The sequence below is a fragment of the Scytonema sp. NUACC21 genome (assembly GCF_054684315.1).
This window is the reverse complement of sequence record NZ_BAAFZH010000060.1, coordinates 1-24,017: the sequence shown is the minus strand read 5'-3', so window position 1 is coordinate 24,017 and position 24,017 is coordinate 1. Positions and strand designations below refer to the sequence as shown.

The following is a 24,017-nucleotide window of genomic DNA, read 5'->3' as shown; positions in this document are numbered from 1 at the left end:
GTTAAAATAATCACTTGACGAGTTTGTTTGGCTATATTAGCAGCTATTTTTGGCAAGTAATGCCCACCATGAAAGGATAGTCTAGGGCATCCTGCCAAAACTCTTGGCTAAATTGCTGCACGCCTTCGGGAGAGACGCTTGGATTGTGCCAGTGAATATCCTGAAAACCAACGCTTCTCAAAGCCCATTCATAAGTTGCTTTGCTCAGGTAGTAGTTGTCAAAGCTGACTTTCTCACCATTACCACCAACTGTCAACGTTAAGGTTAGGGGAGTACCTTCCTGCAGCGACCCAGGACAGCTCTTAGCAAGACCATATTTTTCACATTTATGATAAAACTCTGGGAGTAAGTCTAAATTATTGTTGAGACTGATAAACCGACCACCTGGTTTCAGATTATCTGATATGGTTTGACACATTTTCAATAGTTGATGCTTCGTTGAGGCGTAATTCAGAAAAAAGGAAGCAACCACGAGGTCAAAGCTGTCAATAAAGCCTATTTCCGTGGCATCAGCGATGATATACTCAATTCCATGCGGTTCTTTCTCTTCTTCCTCTGTTGCCAGTTTGATCATTTCTGAAGAAATATCCACACCCACTATACGTGCAGCGCCATTTTGTTTGAGCAATCTTGTGTAAATTCCTTCTCCGCAAGCCAAATCAAGAATTGATTTTCCGGTAACATCTCCAATTCGATTTAAGTATGTATACATCGTAATATGTAGGGCAAACGGCAAAGAGTAAAACTTCTTAAACTGTTCGGCTATTGAATCATACACTTGTACCATTTTTCCCTCATTTGCATATTTTTCAAAACTGACCAATATTTTAATCCCCCTAGGGAGGAGGTGCTAAGAGTAACTTATTGCTAACTTTGCTCATTGTCTTTAGATTTGATATTATATTAGTTGAATTACTTACAACACCCTGATTTAGCTGCTACCCTTGGTTGGGGGTTAGCTTAGTGGTGTACAAGTTAAATTTACCCCCCCTAATTCCCCTTATAAAGAAGGAAGGCTGCAGATCCAGTTCCCTCCTGAGTCTAGTAAGCGATCGGTTTGTTCGTAAAGGGGGGGAAGGCTGCAGATCCAATTCCCTCCCCTTTATAAGTCTGGGCTAGGATGAGGTATTTTTTGTAAGTGTTTACTAGGACATGAGATTAGCGAAGTCTTCATATACATGGGTGGATTCGTCAACTAAAGATTCATTGCCCACCCCTGTCTTACTGTTCTGCAAGAAACTTGTAAATCTCACGCTTTACCTGAACAAGCAGATCGCGTACTCGCAAAGCTTGCTCCAAATTGCCACTGCGTGCAATGTGTGTGACAGCATCATTCAACTCCGTTAAGGTGCGCCGCAACTCAATCAATTCAGAAGGCTTGCTTTCCATAAAACTGTCATGACTGTTTCCTGAATCAGCCTGCTCTTTGCGATCGCTCAAGAATTGTCTACCACTGTCTGTAATCGTGTAAACACGCTTTCCATCAACTTGCTCACTGGTCAGATATCCACCTTCTTCCAACATCTGGAGTGTTGGATAGACAGAACCTGGGCTAAGGCGGTGAAAGCCTCCTCGACGGGTTTCGAGTTCTTTAATCAATTCATAACCGTGCTGGGGACGCTCGGATAAAAGCCCAAGCAAAATGAATTTCATGTCACCACGACGGGTGCGAGGTCCATCTCCCCAACCACCACCAGACGAACCTCTGCCTCCATGTCGCCCAGCCATGAAAAATTGATTGCCAGGAATCTCGGTTGATATGTCGGCGATTGAGGAAGCTCTACGTCCGTGTCGCCTACTCATGAAAAATTGATTGCCAGATTCTTCTCCTGCCCATGCTGGCAAGGGAAAACGTGGATGAAATTGTTTGAACATATTTAGATCCTTGTGTTTTTGACGTATCACGATATATCGTTATTTATTAAATAAATATCGCGATATATCGGATTTGTCAATCACAAATTCTACATACAGTAAACTACTGACTTGTGAGTGATGTTACCGATTGAGCCAACGTGACAACGTTCTTGCCAAAAATGGTATGACCCAGCAGCTCTTGGTGACAACAACGTGCCGCTGTTGTTATTTATCTTTAGCTGTGCGATCGCTGTGCGATTATTTCTCTTGCGCTCACCTCAAGCAGACTCTAAAACTTACATATTCTTCACAAGCTGGTACTGCCTATTACTGACAAGTTCCATTTTTGTTCTTCGTGTATAAATCTATTTGCAACTAAGAGATGCCAAACTTTAAATGAAGTTATAATAGATATATATGTATAGGCTGTAGTATCGGTAGACTGTTTCCTGTTTGAGCGGGCTGAGACAAAGTACTTAATAACGTTTTTAACCCGTTTATCTTCTGATTCGGTATGCTTTGACGCAAAGACACGATTTTCTTCCCCTAATTCGCGGATGGGTAGGTGTGGAAAAAGAACACTCTAGAAAAATGGCTGAATTCCTTGTACCACAAGGCTTGAGGAGAATTTTAGCACCCGACCCATCCGCGCTCCTTACCCTACGAGTTAAATCTTTACCAGTAGAAATAATGGGAAACAGTTGAGTGAAACTGAGATAATCTTGGCTTGGTGCGGGACCGGGGTTGAAATGAGCTGTCGGTGTTTGATACTGATTTGCTGGGGGCAAGGGTCCTGCACCAGCTGAGGAAATGAGTGTATTCTGATAATTAATCTCGTACTCAAATATAAATTCTGGTCCATCTAGACCTAGATTGATGCGGTCTCCTGGCATCAATTGCTGACAACCCTGCAACCGTTGTCCGTTTAGATAAGTGCCATTAGCACTATTCAAATCACATATTACCCAGGTACATGCTGCGTCTGGAGATGAGGAGAGAGGACGAACAACCGCATGGCGACGAGACACCATGCGATACCTCATGGCATCTAGAACAACTTGGCAACTGGGGTCACGTCCAACTACGACTTCTTGACTGGGAAGCAGCGAGTGTTGAACTTCTGACACAAAAGTTGCTGCTTTACCAGACACTTGCCGCAGAATTGCTTTCTGTCTTGCGTTTTTGCCTGTCATCGAGTTACAGGGTGTTTTAATCTATTATCTAAAATAATTCGGCAATCAAACGGAACCATAACCACCTAATGACAAAATTGCTAAATACAATTTGACCTACTTCGTGGATAAATCGCAAGCGGTATGGTACCAATATTCTGAAAACTTGCCTTAATTAAGGATAAAATCGCAAAACTTAATCTACAGATGCCAGTTCGAGATGCTCAATTTTAGTGCCGAGAACCTTGAGAAATGCTGCTAACCAACGAGGGTGGGCAGGCCAAGCTGGCGCAGTCACTAAATTACCATCAACAACCACCTCATCAGCAGGGACATCTACAAAAGTACCACCAGCACGATGTACATCTGGGCTGCAAGCAGGGTAAGCAGTACAATTTTTCCCTTGCAGAACATCAGCAGCTGCTAATAATTGTAACCCGTGGCAAATGGCAGCAATTGGCTTATTTGCTTTAGCAAAGTCGCGGGTAATCTCCAGGACTGTTGGATTCAGGCGGATATACTCTGGTGCGCGTCCTCCAGGAATCACCAAGGCATCATAGTTTTCAGCTTTGACTTCCGTAAAATTGGCATTTAAGGTAAAATTGTGACCTGGTTTTTCACTATAAGTTTGGTCTCCTTCAAAATCGTGAACTGCGGTTCTGACTTTTTCACCAGCTTTTTTGTCAGGGCAAACTGCATGAACCGCGTGTCCTACCATTTGCAATGCTTGGAAGGGAACCATAACTTCATAGTCTTCTACATAGTCTCCCACAAGCATCAGAATTTTTTTAGCAGCCATATCCGGTATCCCCTGTTTTTACTTATGTGTTAATAAGCTGTTACGCACAGGACTTGTACAGTGCGTCATAAAAATCGTCATCAGTTATTAGTCATTGACCATTTTCCATATAAAGAAACTAGGACAATGAAATAACGACAGTCATTTGGTTCACAATATATAATTTGTAAACGGGACAGCTTATTAAGTCAATATTAATTGATCCTATCCCGTATCACCTATGTGTTTTGGAATGTAAAAATAACTATAACCTTTAATTTTTTGACAACGTTAGCAGAGTGAGGCTTTTAGCTGGAGAAGAGGTCAATTACTTAAAACGTATACAATCCTGGTTTTTTCTGTGGTTAAAAAATTTGTGTCCGTTAACTCGCTCTTTAACTTTTCTGCCTAGTACTAGTACGAATGATCCAATAACTGATGGATAAAGCAAGAACAGCCACTCCTAAACCTATAATATCAATACCCGTAACTTTTTCCAAATCGAGAATAATAATCTTTCTGGCTACAGCAATTAAAGAAGTGACAATAACTAATTCAACTTGAAAAACGTGTTTTCGCAGGTAACCGGTAATGTTCTCTAAGATTTCTAAAGCAATGAGAATATTCAAGAATAAACCAAAAATCTTAAACAATGTTGTATTAAATTTGCCATAAGGTGTGTCAAAGAGTTCCTTAAGAAGGAATACTGCTAAATCACCAATTGCTACAAAAATAACTAATACCATTAAAAGGGATAAAACTTTAGAAACTATGACTTCTACATGTTCAATGGCATGCATGAAGTTTTCATCTCTAAAAGATTCTTTAATTTGCTTGATAGATCTTTTCATACGCAGCAACCATATCTTAGTAACAAGTAAAATGCAAAAAGTAAAATGCAAAAAGAAAAAATTCATAGATTTATCGAGCTAGAAAACTCACAAGTATAGATTGCCAATTTACTTATATTGCATGATAGTGTTTTTCCTTTCTAGAGCTAAAGCTAGGGAAGTGCCATAACTTACTCTATGATTCTACGTTCTGTCTTGTTACTTTGATTGAGATATTGATAACCAATAAGTAATGCTACCTATAGAAATGGCTGATGGCAAGAGCACCGCTAGCCATCAGCACAGTAGTAGGTAGGGCTGTACCACACGTTAGCTATTGGTGGGCAATGCCCACCCTACAACTACTATATGCTCACCTACAACAATTGGTAATATTAGAGGGGAATAGGAGTATCAATCAGTAGTACGCACCATTTGAGGGTTTAAAGCCCCACCAAATGTAGTCCCTTGAACCGCAAAGTTTACAAGCACTGGAACAATCTGCACTGCACAAGCTTTTAACTCTGGTTGTAAGGAGTCAGGGCAGGATTCTGGGTGGGTGAGGGCATTGGCTTCAGCATTGTCTGCCCACAATGCTCCCCAATGCATGGGGACAAACAATGTACCCGGTGCGATCGCCCGAGTCACTTTGACTGGGAACTTGGCTTTTCCCCGACGCGATCGCACTTCTACAAATTGATTATCTTCCACACCGAGAGTCGCAGCATCACGGGGATGAATTTCAACAAACGGTTCGGGATGCATCTGGCGAGTTTTTTCAATTCGACCTGTACGTGTTTGGGTGTGCCAATGTCCGTAAAGCCGACCCGTTGTTAACACAAAAGGATAATTGGGATCTGGAGGTTCCGCCAATCCTCGTGAGTGATAAGCTGCAAACCGAGCACGTCCATCTGGGGTGTGGAAGCGAAAGTCAGTGTACAGACGCTTTGCTGAAGAAGCGGCAATTCCTTCCTTATCTCCCTGTCTCCCTGTCCCCATAGCCCCTTCCGGCCATGGCCATTGAACTGGGCCAAAAGCCTGAAGCCTTTCGTGACTGATACCTGACATATCACAGGGGCGATGGCGAGTCAGTTTCACAAATTCCGAATAAACTTCCTTTGAATTAGCAAAGGCAAATTCCTTGATAAAACCAAGCCTGCGGCCAACTTCAGCAAAAATTTCCCAATCTGCTTTAGCTTCTCCTGGTGGTTGACGGAACCCAGGACATAAAGTTACCCTCCGTTCGGAATTGGTCATGACACCAGTTTTCTCACTCCATTGGGCAGCTGGCAACAGAACATGAGCATAAGCTGCAGTTTCTGTTGGATAATAGGCGTCTTGGTAAATTGTAAAAGGCGATCGCAACAGCGCTGCTTTAGTTCTTTCCAAATCCGGCATACTTACGGCAGGATTTGTTGCAGCAATCCATAATATTCCCACAGAACCATTTTCCAACCCAGTTATCATATCCCAAGCTGTTAAACCCGGAGTTGGCGAAATTTGCCCTGGCTTGAGTCCCCAAAACTCCTCAACTTCTGCCCTATGTTGGGGGTTTTTCACCAATCGATATCCTGGTAACAAGTGTGCTAAACCACCTGCTTCCCGTCCTCCCATAGCGTTGGGTTGACCTGTCAGCGAAAAGGGTCCTGCGCCCGACTTGCCAATTTGTCCGGTCATCAAATGGAGGTTGATAATTGTTCTGACCTTAGCCGTTCCTTCTGAGGATTGATTCACCCCCATTGACCACAAAGACAGTACCCGTTGAGATTCACCCCAATACCGTGCTGCTGTTTCTAAATCTTCAACGCTAATCCCACATTGATTCGCCACCACTTCTGGAGAATAATGGCGAATCACCTCAGCAAATGCAGGAAAATGACTGGTACAGTCCTCAATAAATCCCGCATCAATATAGCCCCAACGCATTAACAAGTGAGCAATACCATTCAATAAGTCAATATCAGTTCCAGGACGAATGGCTAAATGTAAGTCTGCTGCTTCTGCTGTTGGGGTACGACGGGGATCGACCACAACCATTTTGACTTTTCGATTCTTTTTGTGGTATTTCGCGAGCCTATTAAAAATAATCGGGTGACATTCAGCTGTATTGGTGCCTATAAGAAAAGCACAGTCTGTGAGTTCTAGGTCGTCATAACAGCAGGGGGGACCATCCGAACCAAAGCTTTGAATATATCCAGCCACAGCACTAGACATACACAAGCGCGAATTAGCATCAAAATTATTGCTACTCAGACATCCTTTGAGCAGTTTCTGGGCTATATAGTAGTCCTCAGTTTGAAACTGACCGGAACCATACATACATATAGCTTCAGGACCTTGAGTAAAACGCACTGTTTGAATGCGCTTGACGATAATGTCAAAAGCCTCATCCCAACTGACACGGCGGAACTCCTCACTCAAGGAATTTCGTACCATCGGGTAGTACAGCCTATTCTTATCCAAAGATTCTGCGATTGTAGCCCCTTTAACACACATCATTCCTTGGCTGGATGGATGGGCTTTATCTCCCCGTACCCGCCAAATAGGATTTCCTTGACTATCTCTATGAGTTGCTTTTCCCGGTTGTGCTGGGGGCGAAACTTCCAGCCCACAGCCAACACCACAGTAAGGACAAAGAGTTTTGGTAAATTCAGTCATGGTCATTGCACCATGTTTATTAATTGTTTAAATACTGTTATTGGTTAGTAGTTAGTGGGAAATTAACCACTAACTCACTATTCTGAAAAGTTGCGCTTGTTCTCATGCAGTTCTTGATATTTGATTGTCATTATTAAAATCTTTGAACTGCTAACTAAGAAACCCGAAAATTTAAGTTACTAAAATTTGCTAAATCGATTCTGTTTAAATTAAAGTAACTTTCCTTTTAATTCTTACTAATTCATTACATACTACTAGCAATAATAAAAAAGTTCTCCAGGATACTTTTTTCAGATTTTTTTGTTTGATTTTTCTGATAATTATGATGATTTTTGCCGATATATTTCCAATTTATTTGTCAGATATAACTTCACTTTGTTAATATTGTCAAAACAACAATCACCCACAAACTGACAGCCTGTGGGCAGAGAGCATACAAGATTGAAGATCCCCTATTCTTCCGCTAATATGGTAGTCTTTTGGGCAGAATTTTGAGGGACTGTTTCTGATGATTCACTTTCGTAATTAGCAGCAAAAGAGCCTTTTGGTTCTTTCAGGAAGAAGGCACACAAGAAAGCACAAACCATAGCAGCCATACCCATTGTGGCAAATAGTGTTGCAGGGTTGGTTAAACTGTAAATTGTCAGATAAACTACGCCTCCAAAATTGCCGTATGCTCCTACATTGCCTGCAATTTGTCCGGTAGCTTCTTTCTTAATGAGAGGAACAATACCATAGGTAGCGCCACAACCAGCTTGAGCAAAATAGGCAGCAAACATAGTGGCTGCGATCGCTAATGGCAGCGGCCAACTGCTGTTAATAGAATGAGCCATGAAATAGCCTACAGCAATACCAACTGTAATAATTGTCATTGCCCATTTGCGAGAGCCAAATTTATCAGAAATTAACCCTCCACTGGGACGGGAAATGAGATTTAAGAAGGGATAACTAGCAGCTATCATTGCAGCTACCACATGCTCTAAGCCAAAGGTTTTTTCAAAAAATGCAGGCAGCATGGAAACGGCAGCCAGTTCCGACCCAAAGTTAGTGACATAGGTTAATTCAAGTAAAGCAACTTGACTAAATTGATAGCGTTCTGAAGGAGCATAGGTTTTCTTGCCAATGAGAAGTTCTTTATTCACCAACCAAGCTTTGTAGGATTGGTAGGCAAACAAGCCCCCTAACAAAATCCAAATGAGATACATTTGGGTCTGATTGAGAAAATGAACATTCTTTTGTTCCAAACGCCAAGCAAGCAAACCCAAGGCAAAAATCAAACCGAAATTAGAGAGAATCATTGCCCAGAAGCTTTTGACACTGGTAACTTCTAGAGCACCATTTTTCTTGGGTTTTTTATAGACTTTACCAGGAGGTGTATCTTGGACGCTGTTGTAGTAGATTGCGCCGTAGATTGCAGCAACAATTCCTGTCAGGGCAATTGCAAAGCGCCAGTTGGAAGCACCACCTGTCATAAAGCTTGCGCCAACCGCAATCAGGGGTAAGCTAAACTCAGCTCCAAAAGCACCAAAGTTACCCCAACCACCATAAATACCTTGGGCAATTCCAATATCCTTTGGTGGAAACCATTCCGATACCATCCGAATACCCACAACAAACCCCGCACCAACAATTCCCATGAGCAGGCGACTGAGTACGAGATGGTGAAAATTTTGTGACAGCGCTGTCGCCAAACAGGGGACGGCTGCAAACATCAGCAGCAATGAGTAGGTAATCCTCGGACCAAAACGATCCAGAAGCATACCGATGATAATACGTGCGGGAATAGTTAAAGCAAGGTTACAAATACCCAAGGTTTTAATTTGTTCTGGTGCAAGATGGAGTTGCTTCCCAATGGTTGTAGCGAAGGGAGCAAAGTTAAACCAGCAAACAAAGGTGAGAAAGAAGGCAAACCAAGTTTGATGCAGAATGCGGTAGCGACCTTGAAGCGAAAATAGTCCTTTGAGCATGGTAAAAAACCAAAAATATTGTTGTGAAGGGTCATTTGCCATCGGTCATTTGTCCAGCGTTAGTTGTAGTTCTAAAGGACAAATGACACCGGACAAATAACATTAAACTGTAGCTGCTTCTCGCAAGCGAGCACCGAAATGTTCAATCATCAGTTCGCGCAGGACTGGTAGTAAGTCTTCGCAGGGAATACCCTTAGCAATGCAAGACCCCAAATGGGCTTCTTTACCAACTTTGCCACCCATGTATATGTCAACGCCTTCCACTGCTTTACCATTTTTGCGAGCTTTGGTTCCCATTAAACCAATGTCTGCAACCTGTGGCTGCCCGCAGGAGTTAGGGCACCCAGTCCAGTGTATTCTTACAGGATGAGTCAGTTCTAACTCCATTTCCAATGCTTTAACCGTTGCCAAAGCACGGTTTTTGGTTTCGTATTCATGGTCCCCGGACAGGGCGCTCAGTCTGTGGATATGGGGAAAGAACTTTATCAAAGTGAGCCAATCTTTAGGGAGCAGGTGGATTTGTGCTGTCAATTGCTCCAACCTCATTTGGGGCTGGATTTGCGTTCACTGATTTATGCCAACGAGGCTGAGTCAGAAGCCGCAGCAAAAAAACTACAACAAACTGCCATCACTCAGCCTACATTATTTGTAATAGAGTATGCTCTCGCTAAATTATGGATGTCATGGGGGATTTCTCCCCAGGCAATGATTGGTCATAGCATTGGCGAATATGTCGCAGCTTGCCTTGCTGGTGTCATGTCACTTGAAGATGCTTTGACTCTGGTTGTTATCCGTGGGCGACTGATGCAACAACTTCCAGCAGGTGCCATGCTTTCAGTTTCACAAACAGAAGCAGAGATTAAAACTTTACTAAATGAAAATTTATCTTTAGCCGCTAGCAATGCTCCTTCTTTGTGCGTAGTTTCAGGAACTCATGAAGCTATAGACACAGTTCATGGGCAACTCACAGCATTAGGTGTAGAGTGTCGCCGTCTGCATACCTCCCACGCCTTTCATTCGCAAATGATGGAACCCATCATTGAGCCATTCATTAAGGAAGTTAAAAAAGTCAAGCTAAATCCTCCACAAATTCCCTTTATCTCCAACGTTACAGGAACCTGGATAACAGCAGAACAAGCCACAGATCCGAATTACTGGGCGAGACATTTACGGCAACCCGTGCAGTTGGCTACTGGCATTTCTACATTATTGCAAGAGCCAGATCGCATTCTACTGGAAGTCGGACCGGGACGCAGTTTGTGTACTTTTGCTCAAAAGCATTCAGATTCCCCAGCACTCTGTTCATTACGGCATCCTCGGGAAAAACAGTCAGATGTGGCGTTTTTACTGAACACACTAGGCAAACTCTGGTTGTATGGAGTACAGGTAGATTGGTTAGGATTTTATGCCAATGAGCGCCGTCATCGTCTCCCCTTACCAACATATCCCTTTGAGCGCCAGCGTTATTGGATTCATGCCCAAAAACCAGCCGTAACCGTCAAGACGAGTGTAGAGCCATTGTCCTCTTCTCTACCTGGTAAAAAGTCAGACATTGGCAATTGGTTTTACGTACCATCATGGAAACGCTCTCCACTACCCGAAAAGCACAAGAGCCAAAAATCGGCTTTGTCTTGTACTCTTGTGTTTACCGATGAGTGCGGCTTGGGCGAAGAATTAGTGAAGCGACTTGCACTGGAAGGTCGGGATGCGATCGCTGTTAGTGTAGGATCGAAGTTGAGAAAACTGAGCGATAGCAAGTACACCTTAAATCCTCAACAAAGGGATGACTACGATGCTTTGCTCAAGGAACTTCTAGCACAAAACAAGTTCCCAAACACGATTGTGCATTTATGGAATGTCACGCCTGTTGATAATGCAGAATTAAATCTAGCAGCAGTTGACAAAGCTGAAGATTTAGGATTCTACAGTCTGCTATTTCTCGCTCAGGCACTTGGAAAACAAGACCTTACCAAGCAACTGCATATAGCAGTCATCTCCAACAATATGCAGGAAGTAACAGGTGAAGAGGTGCTGTGTCCAGAAAAGGCAACCGTCATTGGTCCTGTTAAAGTCATTCCACAAGAATATCCTGGCATCAGTTGTCGTAGTATTGATATTGTGATTTCCCCGTCAGCAAAAAGTTGGCAAGGCGAGAAACTTATAGACCAGTTGCTCAACGAGTTAGAAGCTTTATCCTCTGATTCAGCGATGGGCGTTCGCGTAGCGTGTCCGCAGGACTCAGCCCCACCAAGGGCGATCGCCTATCGGGGAAATCATCGCTGGGTACAACACTTTGAACCTATCCGTTTGGATAAAGATACCGCAAAAACACTAAGATTAAGGGAAAAAGGAGTCTATTTAATCACAGGTGGACTAGGAGGAATTGGACTTACACTAGCAGAACATTTGGCAAAGACAGTACAAGCAAAACTGCTACTTGTAGGACGTTCGGAGTTTCCAGAACGAGACAAGTGGAGTGAGTGGCTGACTCATCACGACGAGCAAGACAGCACCAGCCGCAAGATTCTCAAAGTGCAAGAACTTGAACAAGTAGGTGCAGAAGTTTTGGTAGTCAGCGCTGATGTCACCAACCATGAACAAATGCTTTGGGCGATTCAAAAGGCGCAGGAACACTTTGGCAACTTCAACGGTGCGATCCACGCTGCTGGAGTTCCCGCAGGTGGCGTGATTCAGCGAAAAACGCCGGAAATGACAGCAAGTATTTTAGCACCTAAGGTCAAAGGGACACTGGTTCTTGATAGTATTTTCCAAGGCACTCAGCTAGATTTCTTTGTCCTGTGTTCTTCAATGACTGCGATACGAGGCGAATTTGGGCAGGTAGATTATGCTAGTGCCAACGCTTTTCTCGACATTTTTGCTCACTATAAGACCAATCGAGATGGTATATTCACCGTATCTATCAACTGGTCTGCTTGGCAAGAAGTGGGTATGGCAGCAGAAGCAATTAAGCAATTTGCCCAAACCCAGGATATTCCCAAACCTCAATTTCAAGCAGTGAACCATCCCTTATTTGAGCAATGCATAGTAGAGGGAACAGAGCAAGAAATATATATTTCTAAGTTTAGTGTCATTAAACATTGGGTTCTCAATGAACATAAAGTGATGGGAAAGGCGACTCTTCCAGGAACAGCCTACTTGGAAATGGCTAGAGCCGCTGTTGAAAACCACGCTCAGAACTGTACAATAGAAATCCGTGAAGCATATTTTATCACTCCTTTAGTTATAGAAGCAGATGAGGAAAAAGAAGTTCGTACACTTTTGAAAAAGCAGGGCGATAAATTTGAATTCTCAATCATCAGCCAATCGAACTCTAGGGAAGATAAATGGCAGGAACACGCTCTTGGTGAAATAGCTTGTATAGAAGCAGAATCGCTTGAAAATTATAAAATCGAAGAAATTGCTGCTAGGTGTAACGAAAAAATTGTCCTTAGGGAAGATGACGGTAAACCTGAAGTTAAACACATTGAATTCGGTTCCAGATGGAATAACTTCAAGGAGGTAGAGTTTGGCACAAATCAAGGGTTTGCTATTTTGGAACTGTCCTCAGAATTTGCCACCGACCTCAATTCATATAAATTGCATCCTGCCTTATTAGATAATGCCATTGGCTTTTTGAGCTTGAAGGAAGAAGGCGCTTACTTACCGTTTTCTTATAAAAGACTGAAGTTCAGAGAGTCTCTACCTGCCAAAGTATACAGTTACATCAGATACACCGAAAATCACCAAACCCAAAACAATACTCTGAAATTTAACATCACCATTATGGACGACCAAGGGAGAGGGTTGGTCGAGATAGAAGAGTATACTCTGAGGAAGGTAGAGAGCGATGCAAGCCCCACTCAACAAAAATCTTCCGTTCCTGAAAGCCAAAACTTGTGTTTGCAGATTTCTTCTCCTGGCATATTAGAGACTATGACATTTCAAAGGGGACTACGCCAGCAACCAAATCCAGGTGAGGTAGAAATAGAGGTTAGTGCAACTGGTCTCAACTTCAAGGAAGTACTCCTCGCTCTAGGTATGCTTCCTGTACCATCTGATGTCGATCTCAAGTTCGGCTTGGAGTGTGCTGGAAAGATAGTTGCGTTGGGAGAAGGTGTTGAGGGATTTGAAATCGGAGATGAAGTCATTGCCTTAGGCGACGGCTGCTTTAGCCGATTTCTCACGACTTCTGCTTTGTCAGTTGCACCTAAACCCAAACATCTGAGTTTGTCTGAGGCAGCAACAATTCCGGTAGCCTTTACGACAGCTTACTACTCTTTGATAAAATTGGGCAGGCTCACTCAGGGCGATCGCGTTCTCATCCATGCTGCTGCTGGTGGAGTTGGCTTAGCTGCGGTGCAAATTGCCCAGTGGGTAGGAGCAGAAATCTTTGCCACAGCAGGCAACCCAGAAAAAAGGGCGTTTTTACATTCAATGGGCATTGAGCATGTCTTTGATTCTAGATCTTTGGGTTTTGCCAATGAAGTCATGCAACGCACTCATGGCAGGGGTATGGATGTGGTTTTGAATTCACTTGCAGGCGAATTCATGACCAAAAGCCTAGAGACTCTAGCACCCTACGGGCGCTTTCTCGAAATTGGTAAACGTGATATCCTCAACAACAGCCAGCTAGGTCTAAAAGTTTTTGCGAAATGCTTATCCTTCTTTGCTATCAACGTAGATCGGCAACTTCCTAACTTTAGTGATTTGTGGCGCGAAGTGGTGCAACATTTCCACGACGGAGATTTTAATTCCCTGCCTCATCAAATCTTTCCCATGAATTCAGTGGTTCGCGCCTTTGAATATATGGCCAGAGCCAAGCATATCGGTAAGATTATTGTATCTGTACAAAATCAAGATTTTCTAAGTACTCAGATCGTTACAGAAGGAGCGGGTGACCAACAAAGAATCACAACAGCTTTTCCTGACTCGCGAGCTTTTGTTTCCGGTGGACTCAGTGGAAAAACTACTACACCTGCCAATGCATATCAAAGACAGCTACTGCTGCAAGGGTTAGTACCAAAAGAGGGAGTAGAAGCGTTTAGCCGCATTCTGGGGACTACATTTTCCCAGGTTCTGGTATCGACTCATGATTTGGTTCCGGTCAAACTGGATCAAACCTATAGCTCGCCAAATTCTTTGGAAGCCATACAAGAAACCATACAAAAGGACAATTTCTCCAAACCAACATATCCAAGACCGCAACTGAGTAATGCTTATGTTGCCCCCAGAAATGAAATCGAGCAAAAAATCTCTATTATCTGGCAAGAGCTTCTTGGAAGAGAACAAGTCGGTGTCCATGACAACTTCTTTGAGTTAGGTGGTGATTCACTCCTATTGGTGCAAGTCCGCAGCAAACTGCAAGTAGCTTTAAACTGTGATATCTCAACAGGTGACTTATTTGAATATCCCACTATAAGTACCTTGACAGGATATTTCAGCCAGAAACGGAATCAACAACCAGCCTTTGAGCAAGCACAGGAACGTGCCAAGAGGCAAGAAGCAGCTATGGAAGAAGAAATGCAACTGATGAAGCAAAGAAGGAGGGTGTATGAATAATCGATTGAAAGGCATAGCTGTCATTGGCATGGCAGGTCGGTTTCCCGGAGCCAAAAATGTAGCTCAGTTTTGGCAGAATCTATGCGACGGTGTGGAGTCTATTTCATTTTTCAGCGATGAAGAGTTAGTGGCACAAGGTGTAAACCCAATGTCGTTATGTGACCCTCAATATGTAAAAGCAGGGTTTGTGCTAGAAGACATCGAGATGTTTGACGCTTCATTCTTTAACTACTCTCCTAAAGAAGCTGAAATTCTCGATCCTCAGCAGCGAGTTTTTTTGGAGTGTGCTTGGGAAGCATTGGAAAATGCTGGTTATAACCCAAGAGCAGATAACAACCTGACTGGTATTTATGCTGGGGGCAACTTAAGTACTTACTTGCTTAACAATCTCGCTTCACACCCTGAATTGCTCAAATCGCTAAATATGCAAATTGCCCTTGGCAATGATAAAGATTCAATATCTACACGAACTTCTTACAAATTAAATTTAAAGGGACCAAGTGTTAGCGTTGGTACAGCTTGTTCTACTTCCCTTGTGGCGGTTCATCTTGCTTGCCGAGGATTGCTGAGTTACCAGTGCGATATGGCTCTGGCTGGTGGAATCGCGGTCCAAACTCCACAAGTAGAGGGTTATTTATATCAACCTGGTGGCATAGCTTCTCCCGATGCTCACACTCGTGCCTTTGACGCTAAAGCCCAAGGCGGTCCTTTTGGCAGAGGAGTAGGCATTGTTGTTCTCAAGAGATTAGAGGATGCTGCAGCAGATGGGGACTATATCTATGGAGTGATTAAAGGTTCGGCCATCAATAACGATGGTGCAGTGAAAGTCAGCTATACGGCACCGAGTGTTACAGGTCAAGCAGAGGCGATCGCAGAAGCACAAGCGATCGCAGGATTCGATCCGGAAACAATCACCTATATCGAGACTCATGGAACGGGTACAGCCCTTGGCGATCCGATTGAAATTCGGGCACTGGAAAAAGTGTTTCGCCCCAGAACCAATAAGAAGGGTTTTTGTGCGATCGGTTCGGTCAAAACCAATGTCAGCCATCTAAATACAGCTGCTGGCGTAACGGGCTTGATTAAAACAGCCTTGGCTCTAAAGCATCAACAAATTCCACCCAGCTTGTACTTTGAAGAACCGAATCCCGAGATAGATTTTGTCAACAGCCCCTTTTACGTTAATACCGAACTGTCTGCATGGCAAACAAATGAAACACCACGTCGCGCTGGGGTTAGTTCTTTTGGTATTGGAGGGACTAATGCTCATGTCGTCCTTGAAGAATCTCCAACGGTTGAACTCTCTGGAAAATCCCGCCCTTGGCAGTTATTGATGCTATCTGCCAAAACTGATTCAGCCTTAGAAACTGCAACTGCAAATTTGGTTAATTACCTCCAACAGCACCCTGAACTTAACCTTGCGGATACAGCTTATACGCTGCAAATTGGTCGTCACCCTTTTAGCCATCGGCGCACGGTTATTTGTCAAGACGTTCAAGATGCCATAATTGCTCTCCAAAACCCCAAACGAGTTCTGACTACCACTAAGGAGACGAATGAGCGCCCCGTAGCCTTTATGTTTACTGGTTTAGGGACTCAACACATTAACATGGCTCTTGAACTTTATCAAATCGAGCCAACTTTTCGCGAACACCTCGATCGCTGTTGTTCTTTGTTCCAACCTTTGTTGAGTGTTGACCTTAAAGAAGTCATTTATCCTACTTCTCATTCGACCACCGAAAAGCAAGAAGCAACAAAAGAAAAATCGGGTATTGATTTACGCCAGATGCTTGGTCGCGATACCCAACCACCAGATCCCGCTACACAAAAACTGAATCAAACCTATCTTACTCAGCCAGCACTGTTTGCCATTGAGTATGCTTTAGCTCAATTGTGGATGTCCTGGGGCATTCGTCCAGTGGCTATGATTGGCTACAGCATCGGTGAATATGTCGCAGCCACTCTAGCAGGGGTGTTATCTCTAGAAGACGCGATTACTCTGGTTGCCAAAAGAGCGCAAATGATTCAAGAGGCAATCAGGCGTACACGACCTTTAAAGACTTGGTCGGGATAAGCATCAGCAACAATTTCTACCAGCTGCCCCTGTTTGATTCTGCCGATATCAGCTTCCGGAATACTGGCTAAAACTTCCACACCGCTTGCTACAGCAACAATAGAACTAGAAGTTGCCGATGCACTCGAAGATGCAGAGGTTGTTGGAGTAACATAAGCACCAATGTTGGCATACTTTTGTGTCACAACACCTGAAAAAGGAGCGCGGATAATAGTTTCATCCCGATTCACTTGCTCTGCTTTAAGTTGGGCTTGAGAAGCAGCAACAGCAGCTTTGCGTTGAGCTATCTCCTCACTACGGCTTCCACTTTCCAACAGCCGCAAAGACGCTTGCGCTTCAGAAACAGCAGCTTCCCTTCGGGCGATTTCCTCAGAACGAGTACCGCTTTGCAAAAGTGCCAACCGTTTCTCAGCCTCTCGTAAAGAAGCCTTAGCCGCATTATCATCGCTCACCGCTTGGTCTAATAACTGTCTTCTTTCAGCACCTTGAGTTACCAGGTATTTGTAACGGTTTACCTGTTCGGTAGTATAAATTGCTCTGGCTCTAGCAGCATCCACTTGAGCTTGAGCTTGAGAAATTTCCTGGGGACGATTACCTGCTTTCGCTTCCGCAAGTTGTGCCTCTGCTTGTGCCAAACGGGCTCTTGCTTGGGCGATTTCTTGAGGGCGATTTCCTGCAACAGCTTGATCCAACTGCGCTTGGGATTGTGCTAAATTCGCACGAGCTTGGAGAATGCGTGCTTCAATATCTGCACTATCCATCTTGGCAATAATTTGCCCCCGCTTCACGCGATCGCCCTGTTCAACATACAACTCTACTAAAGTTCCAGAGTTTTTCGGGCTAATATTTACGCTTTGGACTGGTACGACTTTACCACTAGCAGAAATCCGTAAAGTGACATCCTTTGCTGCTACCGGAACAGTGAGGGCTGTAATATCCTGCTGACTTGTTGTACGATTAGCTACAATATTGTATGTTGTGGCTGTACCTGCAACCAAGACCCCAGCCGTGGCTAAACCCATAACCCAGCGGAAGGGGTGTTTAACTTTTTTACCAATGATAGGAATTTCTAAGTATGTAGTCATATTACTATTAATGTATTTGATTTTACTTAACAAAATTTATAAAAGACTAGAAGTTATGGTAACTTAAGGAGAGATGATAAATACATATACACCACAACAATCCGTCATCAAGCAGGTTTATACTGCTTAACTTTCCTTTATACTATTTTTTCATGCTTGTATACGCCTTCACCTGAATGGATGACTTTTACGAAAGAGTTCGGTGATAACCAGTTACAAAAGTGGCACAGTATATATCGATTTTTAGTACACCTCTTACACAAAGTCCGTCTATACTTCCATCCACAGAAATATAAAAACAATAACCTCAGGTAAACAAACCAAGACACGTAAACTGTCTCGACCTAACCCCCCTGCCCCCCTTCCCTACAAGGGAATGGGGGTTTTAAAACCTCTCTCCTCATGGGTATCCAGCGTAGGTTGGGGAGCCACTGCGTTGTGGGGGTTCCCCCCATTGAAGCAAGTGGCGTTTGAGGAACGAAACCCAATACACCATAAAGTATCAAGGATGAAAAAATCAGGAAATCAATAATGTAGGGTGGGCACTGCCCACCGTTGTTCAATTGCTAAGGCATAGTCCTACCTACGTTAGACATTGCGCTAAAAAAACTGTTCTAAGATTTCAATCCCACGAACGGGTATCAATTATTTGAAAGCAGTAGCCAATGCGATCGCGCTAAATAAATTAATAAACAGTATTTCAATCTCGCGAACGGGTTTCAAGAATTTGAAAGGTCCAAAATAGCTCAATGGAGTTCTGAAGGATGATCGTTTCAATCCTGCAAGCGGGTTTCAAGAATTTGAAAGCGCAGTAGAAAGATTAGTGCGATCGCGCTTAAGTGTCGTTTCAATCCCGCGAACGGGTTTCAATTATTTACAAGTCTTTAGGTTTCCAAGATAAAGTGTCTTGAATTAAGTTTCAATCCCGCGAACGGGTTTCATTTAATTGAAAGTTGGGGTTTGGAAATGAAAAACGGTAACTGCAATGTTTCAATCCCGCAAGCGGGTTTCATTTAATTGAAAGTCGATGGAAAGATATACACCATCTCTCCTAATTGGGAGTTTCAATCCCGCAAGCGGGTTTCATTTAATTGAAAGTCGTTTGTCCTAACGATTATGAATTAAAGCGTATTTGTTTCAATCCCGCAAGCGGGTTTCATTTAATTGAAAGCTAGAACGCGCCAATCCTAGTGTGTCCATATACGAACAAGTTTCAATCCCGCAAGCGGGTTTCATTTAATTGAAAGCCAAATCAGATCGCCCTGGTAAAAAGTACATGGTACTGTTTCAATCCCGCAAGCGGGTTTCATTTAATTGAAAGGAAAAGTTCCCACGCTTCCGGGTTGACCTTCAAGCTGTTTCAATCCCGCAAGCGGGTTTCATTTAATTGAAAGTTCCGAAACTGCGAGATGGGCAACAGTTGCGGGTGTTTCAATCCCGCAAGCGGGTTTCATTTAATTGAAAGAACGTAATTTACGATGAATATGATAAGTGGCGCATAGGTTTCAATCCCGCAAGCGGGTTTCATTTAATTGAAAGTCTAGCGATCCCGAAGTGCTTTTGAGATGGCTTCAAAAGGTTTCAATCCCGCAAGCGGGTTTCATTTAATTGAAAGTTTCTACTTTCCACTGACCTGAAGCATCCTGCGTAGTTTCAATCCCGCAAGCGGGTTTCATTTAATTGAAAGCTTCGAGGATCTCCAATTGGTCGCCGCGCACGTGTTTCAATCCCGCAAGCGGGTTTCATTTAATTGAAAGTGACCTCTATCTTTTATATTCAACGTCGGAGACAAATGTTTCAATCCCGCAAGCGGGTTTCATTTAATTGAAAGTCTTGTGCTATCAGGTGAGCGATCGCTTTTACGTGTTTCAATCCCGCAAGCGGGTTTCATTTAATTGAAAGATGACCGACGTAACACTATCTATCCAATTTAAATCAAGTTTCAATCCCGCAAGCGGGTTTCATTTAATTGAAAGTGTAGACGGAGCCATCGAAAAAACTTAAGAAAACATAATGGTTTCAATCCCGCAAGCGGGTTTCATTTAATTGAAAGTTTTGGCTTGCTTTGCCACAGCCAGTCACAAGCTTGTTTCAATCCCGCAAGCGGGTTTCATTTAATTGAAAGTACAGGCTTTGAGTGTCTCGATCCAAACAACTATGTTTCAATCCCGCAAGCGGGTTTCATTTAATTGAAAGTCGGGAGATGCCACTTGCCTGCCTCGCGTTTCGTTAGTTTCAATCCCGCAAGCGGGTTTCATTTAATTGAAAGGGAAGCCAACCGAAGCTAACTACAGAGCCATTCCCAAGACCATTTTTGGCGGGACTGTTTTAAAAGTCCATTTCAGGCTTTGGCAAACCGGCTGGTGCTCATACCTTAATCGCTGAAAGTATTGTATTGTCATGGTTCTGGCGATTTGGCGGGAGGTGGGGGGTTTTTGCCCGTGCTTTGCCCTGCCAAAAAAGCTGCAAGATTACCCTAACATCATAATATTATTGTCTGTTGCTGTCGAGGTTGCTTGGAACCGCAGGTCAGTGCTGTTAGTAACATCTTGCAGCTTCTTAATTAGAGGGTGTGCGGCATAGCCCTACCTACGTTTGTTTGGCTGTGACTCAATCAGAGGGCGGTGGGCAGTGCCCTACATTTGTTTGGCTGTTACTTAATCAGAGGGTGTGCGGCATAGCCCTACCTACATTTGTTTGGCTGTTAGTAACACCTTACATCTTCTCAATCACTTCTTAATGCGGCGATGGGATCTAATTTAGCTGCATCGCGTGCTGGAATGACTCCAGCCAATAATCCAACTACAAAGGAAAGCCCGAAACCAAAAAGAACTGACCAAGGGGCAACAATAAATGGTAACTTGAACACAGCTGCTGCTAGTGCTGCAATGCTGACACCTGTTGCGGTACCAATACAACCACCCATTGTGGAAATCACGATCGCTTCTGTTAAAAATTGGTTCAGAATAACCGAATAAGTCGCTCCTACTGCTTTGCGAATGCCTATTTCCCGCGTTCGCTCGACAACGGAAACCAGCATGATATTAGCAATACCAATTCCGCCAACTAATAATGATATGCTGGCGATCGCAACTACCATAACAGTACACAAACCTACGATACTGCTAAAAGTATTGATAATATCGGCTTGGCTGGTAATTTTAAAATCATCAGCTTGAGGTGGATGAATGTTGTGACGCAGGCGCAAAAGATTGGTCGCTTGAAACTCAGCCGCATCTAATTGCTCTCCATCGCCAGCTTTAATCAAAATTCCATCAACCGAAACACTTGATAACGCATTTCTCCCAACCAATCTTGCTGACATACTGCTCAGGGGAATATAAACTTGGTCATCTCGATCCATTGGACCCAAAGCTCCCTTAGCTTCCATCACCCCAATCACTTTATAAGGATCTCCTTGAATCCTGATTTTTTCGCCTACAACCTTAACACCTTCTCCAAATAGGGTTTTTTGAACCGTTGGACCCAAAACAACAACCTGCTTAGCCGTATCCAGTTCTTCCTGATTAAAATATCTTCCTTGTTGGGGATAAGTATTTCTCAGTTCTGGGTAATTCAAATCCGTACCGTATACTGTTGTGGAAGTATTCTGTCCTTGATAAACAACCTGGGCTGTCCATTGCAAGTAGGCAGAAACAACCTCCGCAGAAGGTGCTTGCTTTGCGATCGCAATAGCATCTTCCCAAGTCAATGTGCTTGCAGACCCCTGTCCTTGGCTGATATTTCCGTTTCTAGCAGCACCTGCAAAGACTTGCAGAACATTCGTACCCAAAGCCTGTATCTCATTTTCAACACCCTTTTGCACCCCTTGACCAACGGAAGTAATAGAAATCACTGAGGCAATCCCAATAATCACACCTAACATAGTCAATGCCGTGCGTAATTTATTACTCCACAATGCCTCTGCTGCCATTGAAAAGATTTCCAGAATTCCCACTTTACGGTAACTTCCGGACTGAGAAAATTTGTGACCCATATTGTCATCGAAAAGATAAAGTATTAGAAGTATCAAGTATGAAAAATATTCAGCTATCAAAAAACTTCAGGAAAAGAACAATAAACACAACTTTTATCCTTTATCCTTTACCCTTTATCCTTCAGTTGGAACCCTTGAGGAATGCCAAGCAAAACCTTTTCATTGCCTGCTAAACCAGACCGGATTTCCGTCAAGTTATCCACTGTGACGCCAATCTCAACAGGTGTAAACACGGGTGTATTATCAATTCCTGCCACTAACACACCCGTAAAATTGTCTCGGCGCACAACTGCTGCTGTTGGTACGACTATGGCATCTTTCAATTGCTCGACTTGAAACTCAGCTTCCACACTCATCCCAGACCGCAGCAGCTTTTCCGAGTCAGAGAGAATTGTAACTTTGACTTCAAAACTGGTAACATTCTGCTCTACTGTGGCTTGGGCAGCAATTTGACTGACTCGACCTTCAAAGGTTTTGCCGGGATAAGCATCTGCCTTAATTGTGACTTTTTGACCGAGGCGTATCTTAGCAATATTTGTTTCAGCAACATTTGTGACAACTTGATTTGTAGAAGCTAGGGATAAGATAGAAGAAGACAGTGCTGAAGAAACAGAACTAGCTGAAGTGGTGGGAGTCACAACAGATCCGGGGTCAGCAAACTTCTTCGTCACAATTCCATCAAAAGGCGCTCGAATCGTGGTGTCATTGATTTGTGTTTGAATATTTTGTAACGCACCACGAGCAGAAATCACTTGAGCACGTGCTGCATCAATATCTTCTTTACGCGTTCCTGCTTCTAAGAGTGTCAAAGCATGCTTTCTTTGCCTAGCCACAGCCCGTGCTTGTTCAATATCTTCTTGACGCGACCCGGCTTTTTGCAGTGCTAGTGCTTCCTGTGCTTCCGTCACTTGCGATCGAGTGCTGTCTCGATCTGCGCGTTTTTGATTTAAAGTCTGAAGGGAAATAGCACCTGCATTGTACAGCTCTTGATTGCGGCGAAAATCATCTTCTACTTTCCTCAAAATAGCTTGAGTGCTTTTTAAACGTGCCTCCGCTTGAGCAATATCTTGAGGGCGATTCCCGACAATAACCTTTTGCAGGTTCGCTAATGCTTCATCCAATTGTGCTTTTGCTTGGGCAATTTCTTCAGGGCGATTACCTGCAATCAATTTTCGCAAATTAGCCTCCGTTTGTCCAAGCTGCCCTCTGGCTTGCATGAGTTGCCCTTGAAGGTTAGAGTTATCCATGTAAGCAATTGCCTGCCCTTTTTTGACAGCATCTCCCTCTTTCACAAGTAGTGTTTTTAGCACACCTGCATTTTTCGGGCTAATGTTAATCGACCTTTCGGGTTTAATGGTTCCGTTTGCTGAAACTGTTATCGGTAGGCTTTGCCTCTCTACAGGAACAGTTAAAATCCTCCTTAATGCTTCTTGCCGGGGAACAATTATTACTTGGTGATAAACAATATAGCTCATTCCACTTATAAAAAAAGGGATGAGTAGCCAAGACAGCCAATCAGTAACGCTCTTTTTTTTGCCCTGTTTATTTTGTAATAATTTTGGGGAATCTACAGGTTTTGATGTATCAAGTGTCATTTTTAGTTTTATATAGAAAAACAGTTACCAAAAGACACTACTGCCAGATTTAAAATAACTATACTTTGGTTAACAGACAGTCAAGATTGATGCTATTTTTTGAATCTTAATCATCTGTTGCAATATTTCTCGATTGAATACCGTTTGCATATGAAGATGTATAGAAATGAAGAACGGCATTTCCTGCAGCACCTTCCCATGAATCAGGCTACTGTTTACACACAAGTTGAATTTACCCCCCTTTATCCCCACTTATAAAGGGGGAATAAAAAAAGTTCGTAGTTGCAATGAGAGTGTATGCATCTACATTTTGAGCGAAGTTTCGCCATACCAATTCTTTGTGAGGTTGCACCAAATTCCTTCTATTGTTTCTTTGTGTCCTTTGCGCCCTATGCGCTGGCACGCACGCTAAGCGCAAAGCGCACGCTCCGCGAACGCTATCGCG

General features: G+C 43.3%; 8 protein-coding genes, 5 pseudogenes and 1 CRISPR repeat array. Of the genes and pseudogenes, 2 read left to right on the top strand and 11 right to left on the bottom strand.

The genetic code is table 11. The annotated features are described in order from the left end of the window. Positions 1-43: 43 nt before the first annotated feature. The 8 genes and pseudogenes from ACYRY3_RS09345 to nirA all read right to left on the bottom strand — a co-directional run. A complete protein-coding gene (locus tag ACYRY3_RS09345) occupies positions 44-823 on the bottom strand; it encodes a class I SAM-dependent methyltransferase (protein WP_460201411.1) in 780 nt (259 codons plus the stop codon). A gap of 398 nt (positions 824-1,221) precedes the next feature. Next, positions 1,222-1,875, bottom strand: a complete 654-nt coding sequence (locus ACYRY3_RS09340; protein ID WP_460201410.1) for a PadR family transcriptional regulator — start codon at positions 1,873-1,875, stop codon at positions 1,222-1,224. Positions 1,876-2,516: 641 nt separating this feature from the next. Further along, positions 2,517-3,050, bottom strand: a pseudogene (locus tag ACYRY3_RS09335) (FHA domain-containing protein); the annotation flags it as partial. A gap of 175 nt (positions 3,051-3,225) precedes the next feature. Next, positions 3,226-3,828, bottom strand: a complete 603-nt coding sequence (locus ACYRY3_RS09330; protein WP_460201409.1) for a DJ-1/PfpI family protein — start codon at positions 3,826-3,828, stop codon at positions 3,226-3,228. A 374-nt stretch (positions 3,829-4,202) separates the two neighbouring features. Then, on the bottom strand, positions 4,203-4,658 hold the full coding sequence (locus ACYRY3_RS09325) for a phosphate-starvation-inducible PsiE family protein (protein ID WP_460201408.1): 456 nt from the start codon (positions 4,656-4,658) through the stop codon (positions 4,203-4,205). Between the two features lie 393 nt (positions 4,659-5,051). Beyond that, complete coding sequence (locus ACYRY3_RS09320; protein WP_460201407.1) at positions 5,052-7,295, bottom strand: molybdopterin oxidoreductase family protein; 2,244 nt, start codon at positions 7,293-7,295, stop codon at positions 5,052-5,054. A gap of 452 nt (positions 7,296-7,747) precedes the next feature. Then, a complete protein-coding gene (locus ACYRY3_RS09315; RefSeq protein WP_460201456.1) occupies positions 7,748-9,262 on the bottom strand; it encodes a NarK family nitrate/nitrite MFS transporter in 1,515 nt (504 codons plus the stop codon). 102 nt (positions 9,263-9,364) lie between these two features. Continuing rightward, positions 9,365-9,691 (bottom strand): annotated as a pseudogene (nirA, locus tag ACYRY3_RS09310) (ferredoxin--nitrite reductase); the annotation flags it as partial. Between the two features lie 3 nt (positions 9,692-9,694). Between nirA and ACYRY3_RS09305 the strand changes: the two are divergent. Next, positions 9,695-14,821, top strand: a pseudogene (locus tag ACYRY3_RS09305) (acyltransferase domain-containing protein); the annotation flags it as partial. Then, positions 14,814-16,853 (top strand): annotated as a pseudogene (locus tag ACYRY3_RS09300) (type I polyketide synthase); the annotation flags it as partial. The pseudogenes ACYRY3_RS09305 and ACYRY3_RS09300, both read left to right, overlap by 8 nt. On the opposite strand, the pseudogene ACYRY3_RS09295 reads toward ACYRY3_RS09300, so the two are convergent. From ACYRY3_RS09295 to ACYRY3_RS09285, 3 genes and pseudogenes are all read right to left on the bottom strand, one after another. Further along, a pseudogene (locus ACYRY3_RS09295) lies at positions 16,853-17,980 on the bottom strand (HlyD family secretion protein); the annotation flags it as partial. The pseudogenes ACYRY3_RS09300 and ACYRY3_RS09295 sit on opposite strands and share 1 nt — an antisense overlap. Before the next feature lie 770 nt (positions 17,981-18,750). Continuing rightward, positions 18,751-20,249: direct repeats of the CRISPR family, unit length 37 nt; unit sequence GTTTCAATCCCGCAAGCGGGTTTCATTTAATTGAAAG. A 456-nt stretch (positions 20,250-20,705) separates the two neighbouring features. Beyond that, positions 20,706-21,977, bottom strand: a complete 1,272-nt coding sequence (locus ACYRY3_RS09290; protein ID WP_460201406.1) for an ABC transporter permease — start codon at positions 21,975-21,977, stop codon at positions 20,706-20,708. A 107-nt stretch (positions 21,978-22,084) separates the two neighbouring features. Beyond that, the gene (locus tag ACYRY3_RS09285; RefSeq protein ID WP_460201405.1) at positions 22,085-23,572 is read right to left on the bottom strand and encodes an efflux RND transporter periplasmic adaptor subunit; all 1,488 of its coding nucleotides are present in this window, start codon (positions 23,570-23,572) and stop codon (positions 22,085-22,087) included. Positions 23,573-24,017 lie beyond the last annotated feature (445 nt).